Source organism: Peribacillus sp. FSL M8-0224, assembly GCF_038003055.1.
Lineage (GTDB): Bacteria > Bacillota > Bacilli > Bacillales > DSM-1321 > Peribacillus > Peribacillus frigoritolerans.
The window spans coordinates 5,579,660-5,594,429 of record NZ_JBBOOJ010000001.1; the positions used below are offsets into that span (position 1 = coordinate 5,579,660).

12 protein-coding genes, 12 tRNA genes and 3 rRNA genes are annotated in these 14,770 nt (G+C 45.0%); 26 read left to right on the plus strand and 1 reads right to left on the minus strand.

Annotation, left to right across the window (positions count from 1 at the left end; genetic code table 11):
• Nucleotides 1–2: 2 nt before the first annotated feature.
• The 8 genes from MKX49_RS27240 (at nucleotide 3) to MKX49_RS27275 (ending at nucleotide 6,296) form a co-directional block, all read left to right on the plus strand.
• Nucleotides 3–359 carry an STAS domain-containing protein gene (locus MKX49_RS27240; protein WP_048682053.1) on the plus strand — a complete coding sequence of 119 codons (357 nt, stop codon included), beginning with the start codon at nucleotides 3–5 and terminating at the stop codon, nucleotides 357–359.
• 3 nt (nucleotides 360–362) lie between these two features.
• Entirely contained in the window at nucleotides 363–764 is a 402-nt protein-coding gene (locus MKX49_RS27245) for an anti-sigma regulatory factor (RefSeq protein WP_048682056.1), read from the plus strand.
• A 9-nt stretch (nucleotides 765–773) separates the two neighbouring features.
• The gene (locus MKX49_RS27250) at nucleotides 774–1,784 is read left to right on the plus strand and encodes a PP2C family protein-serine/threonine phosphatase (protein ID WP_048682059.1); all 1,011 of its coding nucleotides are present in this window, start codon (nucleotides 774–776) and stop codon (nucleotides 1,782–1,784) included.
• 59 nt (nucleotides 1,785–1,843) lie between these two features.
• Nucleotides 1,844–2,176 (plus strand): anti-sigma factor antagonist, encoded by a 333-nt coding sequence (locus MKX49_RS27255; RefSeq protein WP_034306369.1) that lies wholly within the window; start codon nucleotides 1,844–1,846, stop codon nucleotides 2,174–2,176.
• Nucleotides 2,173–2,646, plus strand: a complete 474-nt coding sequence (gene rsbW, locus MKX49_RS27260) for an anti-sigma B factor RsbW (protein ID WP_034306366.1) — start codon at nucleotides 2,173–2,175, stop codon at nucleotides 2,644–2,646. Before MKX49_RS27255 ends, rsbW begins: the two co-directional genes overlap by 4 nt.
• Nucleotides 2,624–3,412, plus strand: a complete 789-nt coding sequence (gene sigB, locus MKX49_RS27265; protein WP_034306363.1) for an RNA polymerase sigma factor SigB — start codon at nucleotides 2,624–2,626, stop codon at nucleotides 3,410–3,412. Before rsbW ends, sigB begins: the two co-directional genes overlap by 23 nt.
• Nucleotides 3,409–4,020, plus strand: a complete 612-nt coding sequence (locus MKX49_RS27270; protein ID WP_251544078.1) for a SpoIIE family protein phosphatase — start codon at nucleotides 3,409–3,411, stop codon at nucleotides 4,018–4,020. The genes sigB and MKX49_RS27270 overlap by 4 nt, the downstream gene beginning before the upstream one ends.
• Before the next feature lie 92 nt (nucleotides 4,021–4,112).
• Nucleotides 4,113–6,296, plus strand: a complete 2,184-nt coding sequence (locus tag MKX49_RS27275) for a Tex family protein (protein WP_340878341.1) — start codon at nucleotides 4,113–4,115, stop codon at nucleotides 6,294–6,296.
• Nucleotides 6,297–6,370: 74 nt separating this feature from the next.
• Here MKX49_RS27275 and cmpA read toward each other — a convergent pair whose 3' ends face one another.
• Nucleotides 6,371–6,490, minus strand: coding sequence for a cortex morphogenetic protein CmpA (gene cmpA, locus MKX49_RS27280; RefSeq protein ID WP_089364909.1), 120 nt, complete (start codon nucleotides 6,488–6,490; stop codon nucleotides 6,371–6,373).
• Between the two features lie 83 nt (nucleotides 6,491–6,573).
• Between cmpA and MKX49_RS27285 the strand changes: the two genes are divergently transcribed.
• The 18 genes from MKX49_RS27285 (at nucleotide 6,574) to tsaB (ending at nucleotide 14,770) form a co-directional block, all read left to right on the plus strand.
• Entirely contained in the window at nucleotides 6,574–7,053 is a 480-nt protein-coding gene (locus MKX49_RS27285) for a SprT family protein (RefSeq protein WP_048682064.1), read from the plus strand.
• A gap of 132 nt (nucleotides 7,054–7,185) precedes the next feature.
• Nucleotides 7,186–7,260 (plus strand) — tRNA-Asn (locus MKX49_RS27290).
• Between the two features lie 9 nt (nucleotides 7,261–7,269).
• A tRNA-Ser gene (locus tag MKX49_RS27295) sits at nucleotides 7,270–7,360 on the plus strand.
• 22 nt (nucleotides 7,361–7,382) lie between these two features.
• Nucleotides 7,383–7,454, plus strand: a tRNA-Glu gene (locus MKX49_RS27300).
• Nucleotides 7,455–7,479: 25 nt separating this feature from the next.
• A tRNA-Asp gene (locus tag MKX49_RS27305) sits at nucleotides 7,480–7,555 on the plus strand.
• 80 nt (nucleotides 7,556–7,635) lie between these two features.
• Nucleotides 7,636–7,710: transfer RNA gene (locus MKX49_RS27310), tRNA-Gln, on the plus strand.
• A 10-nt stretch (nucleotides 7,711–7,720) separates the two neighbouring features.
• Nucleotides 7,721–7,796 (plus strand) — tRNA-Lys (locus MKX49_RS27315).
• 12 nt (nucleotides 7,797–7,808) lie between these two features.
• A tRNA-Leu gene (locus MKX49_RS27320) sits at nucleotides 7,809–7,890 on the plus strand.
• 59 nt (nucleotides 7,891–7,949) lie between these two features.
• Nucleotides 7,950–8,035, plus strand: a tRNA-Leu gene (locus MKX49_RS27325).
• An 18-nt stretch (nucleotides 8,036–8,053) separates the two neighbouring features.
• Nucleotides 8,054–8,130, plus strand: a tRNA-Arg gene (locus MKX49_RS27330).
• 7 nt (nucleotides 8,131–8,137) lie between these two features.
• Nucleotides 8,138–8,214: transfer RNA gene (locus MKX49_RS27335), tRNA-Pro, on the plus strand.
• 33 nt (nucleotides 8,215–8,247) lie between these two features.
• Nucleotides 8,248–8,321: transfer RNA gene (locus MKX49_RS27340), tRNA-Gly, on the plus strand.
• A gap of 95 nt (nucleotides 8,322–8,416) precedes the next feature.
• A 16S ribosomal RNA gene (locus tag MKX49_RS27345) occupies nucleotides 8,417–9,967 on the plus strand.
• Between the two features lie 176 nt (nucleotides 9,968–10,143).
• Nucleotides 10,144–13,076: ribosomal RNA gene (locus MKX49_RS27350) — 23S ribosomal RNA — on the plus strand.
• A gap of 118 nt (nucleotides 13,077–13,194) precedes the next feature.
• A 5S ribosomal RNA gene (gene rrf / locus MKX49_RS27355) occupies nucleotides 13,195–13,310 on the plus strand.
• The 16S, 23S and 5S rRNA genes sit together here with 12 tRNA genes alongside, the layout of an rRNA operon.
• Before the next feature lie 57 nt (nucleotides 13,311–13,367).
• A tRNA-Met gene (locus MKX49_RS27360) sits at nucleotides 13,368–13,441 on the plus strand.
• A gap of 184 nt (nucleotides 13,442–13,625) precedes the next feature.
• Nucleotides 13,626–14,078 (plus strand): tRNA (adenosine(37)-N6)-threonylcarbamoyltransferase complex ATPase subunit type 1 TsaE, encoded by a 453-nt coding sequence (gene tsaE, locus MKX49_RS27365; protein WP_034306358.1) that lies wholly within the window; start codon nucleotides 13,626–13,628, stop codon nucleotides 14,076–14,078.
• Nucleotides 14,078–14,770 (plus strand): tRNA (adenosine(37)-N6)-threonylcarbamoyltransferase complex dimerization subunit type 1 TsaB, encoded by a 693-nt coding sequence (gene tsaB / locus MKX49_RS27370; protein ID WP_340878342.1) that lies wholly within the window; start codon nucleotides 14,078–14,080, stop codon nucleotides 14,768–14,770. Before tsaE ends, tsaB begins: the two co-directional genes overlap by 1 nt.

Here is a 14,770-nt window from a genome sequence, read left to right on the forward strand (position 1 = left end):
GTATGAGGATTCCGATATTAAAGCTTTATGACTGCTTGTTAGTCTCTATACAGTGGGAATTGGATGATGTGACAGCCCTTCAATTTCAAGAGGATTTACTGCATAAGATTCATGAAACAAGCGCGAATGGCGTTGTTATAGATATTACCTCAATCGATTTTATTGATTCTTTTATCGCAAAGGTATTAGGCGATGTCTTTAGCATGTCTAAGCTTATGGGGGCCAAAGTTGTAATTACGGGAATCCAGCCTGCTGTTGCAATAACATTGATTGAACTAGGAATTAGTCTCGATGATGTTCTGACAGCATTAGACTTAGAGAAAGGCCTGGAGAAATTACAACAGGAATTGGGGGATTAAAGAATGGAGTTCCAATCCTGCGTAAAAATCATAAATGAATGGGACATCGTAGCTGCAAGGCAGCTCGGAAGAAATGTCGCTAAAGAGTTGGGGTTCGGTACTGTAGACCAGGCCAGAATCACAACGGCCATTAGCGAATTGGCCCGAAACATATACCTATATGCTGGACAAGGCAGTGTTAGCATAGAAAAGCTAAATATAAATGGGAAGTCAGGATTGAAAATCATTGCAGAAGACCAAGGGCCGGGAATTGAGGATATCCGCAGAGTCATGGAAGATGGATATACCACCTCAGGGGGGCTGGGGGCAGGCCTTCCTGGAGCCAAACGTTTAATGGATGACTTTGATATTGAATCGATACCAGGTGAAGGGACTAAGATTATCGCGACGAAATGGCTCCGTTAGGGGGGGACTATGGATATTAGGGAGAACATGGAGAAAAAGTATCATGAGGCGCTTTCTACTTATCTTAAAGACCAAAATGAGCAGGCACTCTATCAAGGGCAGAAGATTAGCCGCCTACATATCAAATACAATATATCTCCAGAAGAAATCATAAGTATGCATAAAAATAACTTAATGGAACTTTACCCGGAATTACCGGGAAAAGTATTGGATTCTTTCGATTTTCTGCTAGAAGTCATGATGGGCTACGGCATTGCATACCGTGAACATCAAAGCCTCAGACATCAACAGCAGGAACTGAAAACGGAAATCGAGATAGCGGCAAACGTTCAACATACTCTTTTGGAAACGGAAATTCCTGATATCAAAGCTCTTGAAATCGGGGCGATCAGTGTTCCTGCGAGGCAGATGAACGGGGATTACTATCACTTCGTCCAGGATGAAAATGAGCGTATAGGGGTAGGGATAGCCGATGTCATAGGAAAAGGGATCCCTGCTGCGCTGTGCATGTCGATGATCAAATATGCGATGGACAGTCTTCCGGAGCATCGTCATGAACCGAATAGTGTACTTGAGAGCTTGAACCGGGTTGTGGAGCATAATGTTGATCCAAGCATGTTCATAACCATGTTTTATGGTTTATATGATCCGCATGACAGGCAATTTTCCTATGCTTCAGCCGGACATGAACCTGGATTTTACTATGACGCAGCTACAGGTACTTTTAGCGATTTAGATGCAAAGGGCTTGTTGCTTGGCGTTGATAAAAAAACAAGGTATCGCCAATATGAAAAAACGGTGAATCGTGGAGACATGATCATTTTATTATCTGACGGAGTAACGGAGTGCCGCACGAATGATGGGTTCATAGAAAGGGAAACGCTTATTGGTTTGATTAGAAAGAATATGCATTTGCAAGCCCAGGAAATGGTGAATAATATATATAAACAATTGGAGAAAATGCAGAACTTCCAACTGAGGGATGATTTTACATTAATAATTTTAAAATCAAATGTTTAGTATTGTTTCTGCTGGGTATAGATATAGGAATGAAGAGGATTTGAAGAGGTGGGTCAAGGATGAATATAACAGTAGATGTTAATGAATTGAATACTGAATTTAATGTAAAACTAAAAGGTGAAATCGATGCTTATACTGCGCCGAAACTAAGAGAATCATTATTTCCAATTTCAGAGCAGGAAAATGTTTCGATTACTATTGATCTAACTGAAGTTTCGTATATGGATAGTACGGGACTTGGGGTATTCGTCGGTGCTTTTAAAAGCGTAAGGGCACATAATGGCGAGTTCACGTTAGTTGGATTATCGGAAAGGTTACGACGTTTATTTGATATAACAGGTCTTGCAGATATCATTGATATAAAAAGTGGTACAGAGGGTGGGTTAGAATGAGTCAAGTATATGATTACATCGAAATGAAAATACCTGCAAAACCAGAATTCATCGGTGTCATTCGTTTAACGCTTTCTGGAATTGGAAGCCGGATGGGATTTGCGTATGATGAAATAGAGGATTTGAAAATCGCTACCAGTGAGGCTTGTACAAATGCGGTACAGCATGCATATAAGGATTCTGAAAAAGGTGAAGTGAAAGTAAGTTTCGGCCTTTATCCTGACCGTTTGGAGGTCATGGTTTCCGATAGTGGCAAGAGCTGTAATTTCGAGGAGGTTCGTCAAGGGCTAGGTCCATACGAAAATGGACAAAAAGTCGAACTTTTGAGAGAAGGAGGCTTGGGTCTTTACCTTATTGAAACTCTGATGGATGATGTAAAAATTCATCAGCATGATGGGGTTACTGTATTTATGACTAAGTTTTTAGAAGGAGAGCAGGTGGAGATGGATGCAAAAACAGTCTCAACCTAATCAGGCACAAAGAGAACAGGTAAATGAATGGATCAGAGCTTACCAGCAGAATCAAGATGAAGAAGCGCAGAGTAATCTCGTCATCCATTATAAAAGTTTGGTTGAAACAATCTCCCGTAAGTATGCGAAAGGGAAATCATTTCAGGAGGATATCTCCCAAGTCGGCATGATTGGTCTATTAGGTGCCATTCGACGATATGATGAATCTTTCGGCAAGAGCTTTGAGGCATTTGCCGTCCCCACTATTATCGGGGAAATCAAAAGGTTCCTTCGTGACAAAACATGGAGTGTCCATGTGCCAAGGAGAATTAAGGAACTAGGTCCAAAAATCAGGGTGACTGTCGAGGAGTTAACGACAACTCTGCACCGTTCACCAAGAATAGATGAAATAGCCGATAGTATAGGCGTGACCGAGGAAGAAGTTTTAGAGGCGATGGAAATGGGAAAAAGCTATCAAGCTTTATCCGTGGATCATTCAATTGAGGCGGATTCTGATGGCGGCACTGTCACATTGCTTGATATATTCGGAAATGTCGATGAAGGTTTTGAAAAGGTCAATCAGCGTCTTGTGCTTGAAAAAGTGCTTCATGTGCTGAGTGACCGTGAAAAGATGATCATTCAACATACTTATTTAGAGAATTTAAGCCAGAAAGAAGCTGGCGATAAGCTTGGGATTTCCCAAATGCATGTGTCAAGGCTCCAACGCCGCGCGATCAAGAAACTTCAAGAAGCCATTAATGCTGAAAACTCGGAGTTAATTCAGTGATCAAAGATATTCTGAGGGGAGAAAAAATAGAAGTCCTTGTCTCTCAATCGTCTAAAAACGGGATGGTTTACTGTGGCGATGATTACTTTTTTCTTCATACGGAAGAATACTTTGTATGTGTCCTGGCAGATGGGCTAGGCAGCGGGAAAAATGCATACGATTCATCCCATGCCGTCATCGAGGAAGTTAAACGTAATCATGATTTGGATGTGGAAGCATTAATGGCAGTGTGCAATCAAGTTTTAGTCGATAAACGGGGGGCAGCCGTTTCCATTTTGAAAATCTTTTATGACAAGAATGAATTTGTATACAGTTCAGTGGGTAACATCCGCTTTTTCCTGTATAATCCAAGCGACGATAAACTCGTTTACCCTTTACCTGTTACAGGGTATTTATCCGGCAGGAAACAAAAATACAGGACGCAGAGATACAAATATGAACCAAATGCAAAATTCATTCTTCATTCCGATGGTTTGGAACTTAAGGGAGCTAAGTCTTTTTTAAAAAGGCTGGTCCCTATCGATAAGAACGCCCAATGCATATTAAAAAGCAGTCCATTAACTGCAGATGATACAACTTTCATTTTAGGAAGCTTACTTTCGCCATGATTCGGAAGTGAGCTTTTTTGTATGGAATTCGCAACTTCATCGCTCATTTGCTAGACTATATATATTAGATCAAAAGGTTGGAGGTATACAAAATGATCGTTATAGAAGATACATTAAAAGAATTGATAAAACAAATATCCAATGAGCTGACTTTGAAAAATCATCAGGTCCAAAACGTCATACAGATGCTGCAAGAGGGGAATACTGTCCCTTTTATCGCACGGTATAGAAAAGAAATGACTGGTTCACTTGATGAAGTGCAGATTCGTTCCATTATGGAAAGATGGAACTATCTAGAAAACCTTGGCCAGAGGAAAGCGGAAGTTACGCGTTCAATTGGTGAACAGGGAAAATTGACGGAAGAATTAACAAAACAAATCGAGAAGGCAACAAAACTGCAGGAAGTCGAGGATTTATACAGGCCATTCAAACAAAAAAGGAGAACGAAAGCGACAGTTGCTAAAGAAAAGGGTCTTGAACCACTGGCTAATTGGCTTTTGGAATGTCAAATGCATCCTCGAGTCAGTGAAAAAGCAGCTGAATTCATATCGGCAGAAAAAGAAGTTCCTTCTATTGAAGAGGCTATTGCAGGTGCGCAGGATATCATAGCTGAACATATTTCCGATGATGCGGAATTAAGGAAGTGGATAAGGGCTGAAATTTTCAAAGCTGGAAAAGTGGTTTCAACTGTGAAAAATGAAGAGAAAGACGAGAAAAAAATCTTTGAAATGTACTATGAATATGAGGAGCCGGTTCAAAGAATCGTACCACATCGGGTATTGGCGCTGAATAGAGGTGAAAAGGAAGAGGTTTTGCGAATTTCCATTCAGCCCAGGACTGAAGTCATCATTGGTCATCTGGAACGTAAAATCATTAAAAATAACAAATCTGAAGCCCAAGTTGTTCTTAAATCTGCGATTGAGGATGGACTTAAGCGTTTGATCATGCCTTCTGTAGAGCGGGAGATCAGAAAAGAGCTGACGGAAAAAGCGGAGGATCAAGCTATCCACATTTTTTCTGAAAACCTCCGGAACCTGCTCTTGCAGCCTCCTCTTAAAGGAAAAGTGGTCCTCGCCTTAGATCCGGCATATCGGACTGGCTGTAAACTTGCTGTCATTGATGAAACTGGAAAGGTACTCGATATCAGTGTAATCTATCCGCATCCTCCTGCTGCGAAACTTCATGCTGCCCGTGAAAAAACAATCGAAATACTTCAGCGGTTCTCGGTTGAGATCGTGGCAATCGGCAATGGTACGGCATCACGTGAATCAGAGCAATTCATTGCAGATATTCTAAAAGAAGTGAAAGGGAACGTTTCATATATAATTGTTAATGAAGCGGGAGCTAGTGTGTATTCAGCTTCGGATATTGCCCGTGAAGAGTTTCCGGATCTTCAAGTAGAACAGAGAAGCGCCGTTTCGATAGGCAGAAGGCTTCAAGATCCCCTTGCTGAACTTGTAAAAATTGATCCGCAATCGGTGGGAGTAGGCCAGTATCAACATGATGTGTCTCAGAAAAAGTTAACGGAATCCCTCACCTTTGTAGTGGAAACAGCTGTTAACCAGGTGGGTGTTAATGTCAATACCGCTTCATCGTCTCTATTACAATATGTAGCTGGTTTATCAAAATCGGTTGCTCAAAATATTGTGAAGAAAAGGGAAGTGGAAGGGAAGTTTTCAAGCAGGAAGGAATTAAAGAAGATTCCCCGGCTTGGTGCCAAAACATATGAACAATGTATAGGGTTCTTACGTATCATTAATGGAGATGAACCTTTAGATCAAACCGCGATACATCCTGAGAACTACAGTGCCGTGAATAAATTATTGAAGAAAATGGGATTCACATCTGATGATTTAGGCAGTGATGCACTGAATGAAGAGTTAGGTAAATTAAATCCGGCTGATTTGGTCAATGAATTGGAAATTGGGGAAATTACGATTAAAGATATCATCGATGATTTGATGAAACCGGGAAGAGATCCTCGGGATGAGTTATCAAAACCGCTGCTTAAGCAGGATGTACTAAAAATGGAGGATCTGCAAACTGGGATGGAATTACAAGGTACAGTGAGGAATGTTGTGGATTTTGGTGCGTTTGTGGACATCGGTGTTAAACAGGATGGACTGGTGCATATTTCTAAACTGAGCAACCGGTTTGTAAAGCACCCATTGGATGTAGTTGCCGTTGGGGATGTTGTCACAGTCTGGGTCGAACTTGTTGACTCCCAAAAGCAAAGGGTATCTTTAACGATGCTCGAGCCAAAGGATCAAAACTAGCCTAAGGTAAGCTCCTTCTATATTAGAAGGGGTTTTTTTGAAATGATGTATTTATACTTGGAACAATGTCGAATCTATAACCTGAGACTTTCTTTCTTTTGATAAAAAAACCAACATTGATTCAACATCTTCACTTGATAATAATCCTTTTCATAAAAGGCTTTGCGGATTTGATTCTGGAACCAATTAGGCATAGCTTTTCCTCCCTTAGTTTCCTATTGTATTATTAGTCTATGTTATAATGGGTTGTCATGTTACCAAGGAAAGGGAGGGGGAAATGGATAATCGTCAATTGCAAAAACTAGTAGAAGAAATTTCGTTGAAAGACTTTAAAAAGGCCTTTAGACACCAAGCGAGTTTTAATCCGCGTCTCCGGACAACAGGAGGACGATACTTGCTCCGTTCACACAATATAGAAATAAATAAGAAGTATCTTGATGAACGCGGTGTGGAAGAAATGATTGGAATCATTAAACATGAATTGTGCCATTACCATCTGCACATCGAGAAGAAGGGGTACCAGCATCGTGATGCGGACTTTAAGCATTTACTCAAAAAAGTGGGGGCACCGAGATTTTGCGAGCCGCTGCCATCTAACCAATTAAAGAAAAAGATGAATACAATTCAATATAAATGTGAAGACTGTCAGCAGGTATATATAAGAAAAAAACGAATCGACACTACCCGTTTCGTTTGTGGTAAATGTCGTGGAACATTGATTTACCAAGGGTTTAAGGAGCAAAAAACAAAAAAATAAAAAAACACAAAAGAACTCTTGACTTTAGGTTGCAACCTCTTTATAATCATAAGAGTCGACAAGATAACAACTTGTCCTTAACGACAAACACTAAGGTCCTTGAGCGTGAAAAAGGAACCCAATTTTCATTATTCCGCAGTAGCTCAGTGGTAGAGCATTCGGCTGTTAACCGAACGGTCGTAGGTTCGAGTCCTACCTGCGGAGCCATTTTTTTTTGGGGAAGTACTCAAGAGGCTGAAGAGGCGCCCCTGCTAAGGGTGTAGGTCGCGTAAGCGGCGCGAGGGTTCAAATCCCTCCTTCTCCGCCAGTTACACACATTTTTATATCAAGGCCCATTGGTCAAGCGGTTAAGACACCGCCCTTTCACGGCGGTAACACGGGTTCGAATCCCGTATGGGTCACTTTCTTATACACAATCAAAATACTGGTCCCGTGGTGTAGCGGTTAACATGCCTGCCTGTCACGCAGGAGATCGCGGGTTCGATTCCCGTCGGGACCGCCATTTTTTCTTCAAAAAACACTTGCCAAATAAATATTATCGTGATATAATATTATCCTGGTTGTTAATTAGTATTTGATTATTGGGCTATAGCCAAGCGGTAAGGCAACGGATTTTGATTCCGTCATGCGAAGGTTCGATCCCTTCTAGCCCAGCCATTTTCATTTAGAGCCATTAGCTCAGTTGGTAGAGCATCTGACTTTTAATCAGAGGGTCGAAGGTTCGAATCCTTCATGGCTCACCATTTATTTTTTTCGCGGGTGTGGCGGAATTGGCAGACGCACCAGACTTAGGATCTGGCGCCGCAAGGCGTGGGGGTTCAAGTCCCTTCACCCGCACTGAAATTTTTCTTCTTGACATCAAGTTGAAAAGGTGTTAAGCTTACAAAGTCGCTTTCGCGGTCGTGGCGGAATGGCAGACGCGCTAGGTTGAGGGCCTAGTGGGGGAAACCCCGTGGAGGTTCGACTCCTCTCGGCCGCACCAATAACATCATAGAAATTAGCGCCCGTAGCTCAATTGGATAGAGCATCTGACTACGAATCAGAAGGTTGTAGGTTCGACTCCCGCCGGGCGCACCATATTTTACGGGAAGTAGCTCAGCTTGGTAGAGCACTTGGTTTGGGACCAAGGGGTCGCAGGTTCGAATCCTGTCTTCCCGACCATCCTTTCTTTCTGAAAATACTTTAAAATTAAATGCGGGTGTAGTTTAGTGGTAAAACCTCAGCCTTCCAAGCTGATGATGAGAGTTCGATTCTCTTCACCCGCTCCATTATTGCTCTTTGAAAACTGAACAAAACAAAGCGCCAACGTTAAATTTTAAGTGAGCACACACTATCAAAAAAGCAAATGAGCAAGTCAAACATTTCTTCGGAGAGTTTGATCCTGGCTCAGGACGAACGCTGGCGGCGTGCCTAATACATGCAAGTCGAGCGAATCGACGGGAGCTTGCTCCCTGAGATTAGCGGCGGACGGGTGAGTAACACGTGGGCAACCTGCCTATAAGACTGGGATAACTTCGGGAAACCGGAGCTAATACCGGATACGTTCTTCTCTCGCATGAGAGAAGATGGAAAGACGGTTTACGCTGTCACTTATAGATGGGCCCGCGGCGCATTAGCTAGTTGGTGAGGTAATGGCTCACCAAGGCGACGATGCGTAGCCGACCTGAGAGGGTGATCGGCCACACTGGGACTGAGACACGGCCCAGACTCCTACGGGAGGCAGCAGTAGGGAATCTTCCGCAATGGACGAAAGTCTGACGGAGCAACGCCGCGTGAACGAAGAAGGCCTTCGGGTCGTAAAGTTCTGTTGTTAGGGAAGAACAAGTACCAGAGTAACTGCTGGTACCTTGACGGTACCTAACCAGAAAGCCACGGCTAACTACGTGCCAGCAGCCGCGGTAATACGTAGGTGGCAAGCGTTGTCCGGAATTATTGGGCGTAAAGCGCGCGCAGGTGGTTCCTTAAGTCTGATGTGAAAGCCCACGGCTCAACCGTGGAGGGTCATTGGAAACTGGGGAACTTGAGTGCAGAAGAGGAAAGTGGAATTCCAAGTGTAGCGGTGAAATGCGTAGAGATTTGGAGGAACACCAGTGGCGAAGGCGACTTTCTGGTCTGTAACTGACACTGAGGCGCGAAAGCGTGGGGAGCAAACAGGATTAGATACCCTGGTAGTCCACGCCGTAAACGATGAGTGCTAAGTGTTAGAGGGTTTCCGCCCTTTAGTGCTGCAGCTAACGCATTAAGCACTCCGCCTGGGGAGTACGGCCGCAAGGCTGAAACTCAAAGGAATTGACGGGGGCCCGCACAAGCGGTGGAGCATGTGGTTTAATTCGAAGCAACGCGAAGAACCTTACCAGGTCTTGACATCCTCTGACAACCCTAGAGATAGGGCTTTCCCCTTCGGGGGACAGAGTGACAGGTGGTGCATGGTTGTCGTCAGCTCGTGTCGTGAGATGTTGGGTTAAGTCCCGCAACGAGCGCAACCCTTGATCTTAGTTGCCAGCATTCAGTTGGGCACTCTAAGGTGACTGCCGGTGACAAACCGGAGGAAGGTGGGGATGACGTCAAATCATCATGCCCCTTATGACCTGGGCTACACACGTGCTACAATGGATGGTACAAAGGGCTGCAAACCTGCGAAGGTAAGCGAATCCCATAAAGCCATTCTCAGTTCGGATTGCAGGCTGCAACTCGCCTGCATGAAGCCGGAATCGCTAGTAATCGCGGATCAGCATGCCGCGGTGAATACGTTCCCGGGCCTTGTACACACCGCCCGTCACACCACGAGAGTTTGTAACACCCGAAGTCGGTGAGGTAACCTTCATGGAGCCAGCCGCCTAAGGTGGGACAGATGATTGGGGTGAAGTCGTAACAAGGTAGCCGTATCGGAAGGTGCGGCTGGATCACCTCCTTTCTAAGGATAATTACGAGAGCGCTTTTGTTTTGTTCAGTTTTGAATGAGTAATTCATTCAAATAGGAAAGACAGTCATCACGATGTGATGGATACTTTCTGCTTTGTTCCTTGAAAACTAGATAATAGATAGAAGGCAATTAATTTTTTTCAAAGCATCTGTAAGATCTTTTTTAACGGTTAAGTTAGAAAGGGCGCACGGTGGATGCCTTGGCACTAGGAGCCGATGAAGGACGGGACTAACACCGATATGCTTCGGGGAGCTGTAAGTAAGCTTTGATCCGGAGATTTCCGAATGGGGAAACCCACTGTTCGTAATGGAACAGTATCTTTACCTGAATACATAGGGTACTGAAGGCAGACCCGGGGAACTGAAACATCTAAGTACCCGGAGGAAGAGAAAGCAAACGCGATTTCCTGAGTAGCGGCGAGCGAAACGGAATTAGCCCAAACCAAGAGGCTTGCCTCTTGGGGTTGTAGGACACTCAACATGGAGTTACAAAGGAACGGGGTAAATGAAGTGACCTGGAAAGGTCCGTCGAAGAAGGTAAAAACCCTGTAGTTGAAACTTCGTTCCCTCCTGAGTGGATCCTGAGTACGGCGGGACACGAGAAATCCCGTCGGAAGCAGGGAGGACCATCTCCCAAGGCTAAATACTCCCTAGTGACCGATAGTGAACCAGTACCGTGAGGGAAAGGTGAAAAGCACCCCGGAAGGGGAGTGAAATAGATCCTGAAACCGTGTGCCTACAAGTAGTCAAAGCCCGTTAATGGGTAATGGCGTGCCTTTTGTAGAATGAACCGGCGAGTTACGATTTCATGCGAGGTTAAGTTGATGAGACGGAGCCGCAGCGAAAGCGAGTCTGAATAGGGCGAATGAGTATGAGGTCGTAGACCCGAAACCAGGTGATCTACCCATGTCCAGGGTGAAGTTCAGGTAACACTGAATGGAGGCCCGAACCCACGCACGTTGAAAAGTGCGGGGATGAGGTGTGGGTAGCGGAGAAATTCCAATCGAACCTGGAGATAGCTGGTTCTCTCCGAAATAGCTTTAGGGCTAGCCTCAAGATGAGAGTATTGGAGGTAGAGCACTGATTGGACTAGGGGCCCCCAACGGGTTACCGAATTCAGTCAAACTCCGAATGCCAAATACTTATTCTTGGGAGTCAGACTGCGAGTGATAAGATCCGTAGTCGAAAGGGAAACAGCCCAGACCACCAGCTAAGGTCCCAAAGTATACGTTAAGTGGAAAAGGATGTGGAGTTGCTTAGACAACCAGGATGTTGGCTTAGAAGCAGCCACCATTTAAAGAGTGCGTAATAGCTCACTGGTCGAGTGACTCCGCGCCGAAAATGTACCGGGGCTAAACGTATCACCGAAGCTGTGGATTGACACCGTATGGTGTCGATGGTAGGAGAGCGTTCTAAGGGCGTTGAAGTCAGACCGGAAGGACTGGTGGAGCGCTTAGAAGTGAGAATGCCGGTATGAGTAGCGAAAGAAGGGTGAGAATCCCTTCCACCGAATGCCTAAGGTTTCCTGAGGAAGGCTCGTCCGCTCAGGGTTAGTCGGGACCTAAGCCGAGGCCGAAAGGCGTAGGCGATGGACAACAGGTTGATATTCCTGTACCACCTATACATCGTTTGAACGATGGGGGGACGCAGAAGGATAGGGTAAGCGCGCTGTTGGATATGCGCGTCCAAGCAGTTAGGCCGGAAACGAGGCAAATCCCGTTTCCATTAAGGCGGAGCTGTGATGGCGAGGGAAATATAGTACCGAAGTTCCTGATTCCACGCTGCCAAGAAAAGCCTCTAGTGAGATGTAAGGTGCCCGTACCGCAAACCGACACAGGTAGGCGAGGAGAGAATCCTAAGGTGTGCGAGAGAACTCTCGTTAAGGAACTCGGCAAAATGACCCCGTAACTTCGGGAGAAGGGGTGCTTTTTAGGGTGAATAGCCCAGAAAAGCCGCAGTGAATAGGCCCAGGCGACTGTTTAGCAAAAACACAGGTCTCTGCGAAGCCGCAAGGCGAAGTATAGGGGCTGACACCTGCCCGGTGCTGGAAGGTTAAGGGGAGAGGTTAGCGCAAGCGAAGCTTTGAACCGAAGCCCCAGTAAACGGCGGCCGTAACTATAACGGTCCTAAGGTAGCGAAATTCCTTGTCGGGTAAGTTCCGACCCGCACGAAAGGTGTAACGATCTGGGCACTGTCTCAACGAGAGACTCGGTGAAATTATAGTACCTGTGAAGATGCAGGTTACCCGCGACAGGACGGAAAGACCCCGTGGAGCTTTACTGCAGCCTGATATTGAATTTTGGTACAGCTTGTACAGGATAGGTAGGAGCCTGAGAAGCCGGAGCGCCAGCTTCGGTGGAGGCGTTGGTGGGATACTACCCTGGCTGTATTGAAATTCTAACCCGCGCCCCTTATCGGGGTGGGAGACAGTGTCAGGTGGGCAGTTTGACTGGGGCGGTCGCCTCCTAAAGAGTAACGGAGGCGCCCAAAGGTTCCCTCAGAATGGTTGGAAATCATTCGTAGAGTGTAAAGGCACAAGGGAGCTTGACTGCGAGACCTACAAGTCGAGCAGGGACGAAAGTCGGGCTTAGTGATCCGGTGGTTCCGCATGGAAGGGCCATCGCTCAACGGATAAAAGCTACCCCGGGGATAACAGGCTTATCTCCCCCAAGAGTCCACATCGACGGGGAGGTTTGGCACCTCGATGTCGGCTCATCGCATCCTGGGGCTGTAGTCGGTCCCAAGGGTTGGGCTGTTCGCCCATTAAAGCGGTACGCGAGCTGGGTTCAGAACGTCGTGAGACAGTTCGGTCCCTATCCGTCGCGGGCGCAGGAAATTTGAGAGGAGCTGTCCTTAGTACGAGAGGACCGGGATGGACGCACCGCTGGTGTACCAGTTGTCTTGCCAAAGGCATAGCTGGGTAGCTACGTGCGGACGGGATAAGTGCTGAAAGCATCTAAGCATGAAGCCCCCCTCAAGATGAGATTTCCCATGGCGCAAGCTAGTAAGATCCCTGAAAGATGATCAGGTTGATAGGTCAGAGGTGGAAGCATGGTGACATGTGGAGCTGACTGATACTAATAGATCGAGGACTTAACCAACGCTTTAAAAAAATGAAATACCTTCTTCTTATTATCTAGTTTTGAAGGAATGAAAATTTCTTCTTGCATTTTGACTTCATACATGTTATGATAATAAATGTGCTAAAAAGATTAAATGTTTGGTGGCGATAGCGAAGAGGTCACACCCGTTCCCATTCCGAACACGGCAGTTAAGCTCTTCAGCGCCAATGGTAGTTGGGGGTTTCCCCCTGTGAGAGTAGGACGCCGCCAAGCTGTATTCTTTTTGAATAAACGGGAATACTATATTTATAAAAGAAACATTTATACCGTCGCGGGGTGGAGCAGTCCGGTAGCTCGTCGGGCTCATAACCCGAAGGTCGCAGGTTCAAATCCTGTCCCCGCAATCATGAAAAAAACGAAACTTAGGTTTCGTTTTTTTGTTTTATCTGAAATTCGAATAATATGTCCTTAACTTATTTGTTTCTTCTTTTGAAACAAGGTAAACTACATATAGAATGGTTTTTGTTCGGTTCTCGACATGAACTATAGGACGGACGTTTTCCTAATAATGATAAAGGTGATTGATATATGCAACATGTTGAATGGATTTCTCAGAATGAGGAAGAAACAGCGCAATTTGCGCACAAATTGGCACAAAAGCTTTCCAGTGGAGATGTGCTGGCTCTAGAAGGTGACTTGGGTGCAGGGAAGACTGCATTCACAAAAGGGCTGGCTAAAGGATTGGGTGTTACCAGAATGGTGAATAGCCCTACCTTTACGATAATAAAGGAGTACATGGGTCGCTTGCCTTTGTATCATATGGATGTCTATCGGGTAAGTGAATCGGAAGAAGATTTAGGCTTTGATGAATATTTTGATGGTGATGGTGTGACTGTCGTTGAATGGGCCCATTTAATAAAGGATCACCTCCCAGAGGAAATCTTGACCATTTATATCTATCGTTTGGGCGATACAAGCCGGCGTATTGTTTTGGAAGCCAAAGGCGAACGATATGTAAAGTTATGTAAGGAGATTATTTGATGAAGGTTTTAGCTATAGATACATCGAATTTCACATTAGGGATTGCACTTGTAAACGGGAATCAAGTAATTGGTGAGTATACGACGAACCTAAAGAAAAATCATTCGGTGCGGGTAATGCCAGCAATTGAAACACTGTTGAGGGACTGCGATACTAAACCGAAGGAATTGACTAAGATAGTGGTCGCTCAAGGTCCAGGCTCCTATACAGGGGTCAGGATTGGAGTGACGATAGCGAAAAGCTTGGCCTGGACGCTTCAGATTCCGTTATCAGGTGTTTCCAGCTTAGAGGTTTTAGCAGCTAATGGACGTTATTTTAACGGGTTGATATCTCCCTTGTTCGATGCAAGAAGAGGGCAGATTTATACTGGATTATATGAAATGGAAAAGGATTCTTTAAAGACAGTCATTGAAGATTGTAATATTCTATCCTCTGAGTGGGCGAATCAATTGAAGGAATTAAATCGTCCTGTTTTATTTGTTGGTCAAGATGTGGACATCCATCGGGATGCAATTACCGATGCATTAGGCGAATTAGCGGTATTTGCTCCAGTACAGTCATATAATTCAAGGCCAAGCGAACTGGCCTTCATTGGTCTTGATAAGACTGAAGTGGATGTTCACCAGTTTGTACCGAATTATATCCGCATGGCTGAAGCAGAAGCTAAGTGGCTTGAACAGCAGGGGAAATAA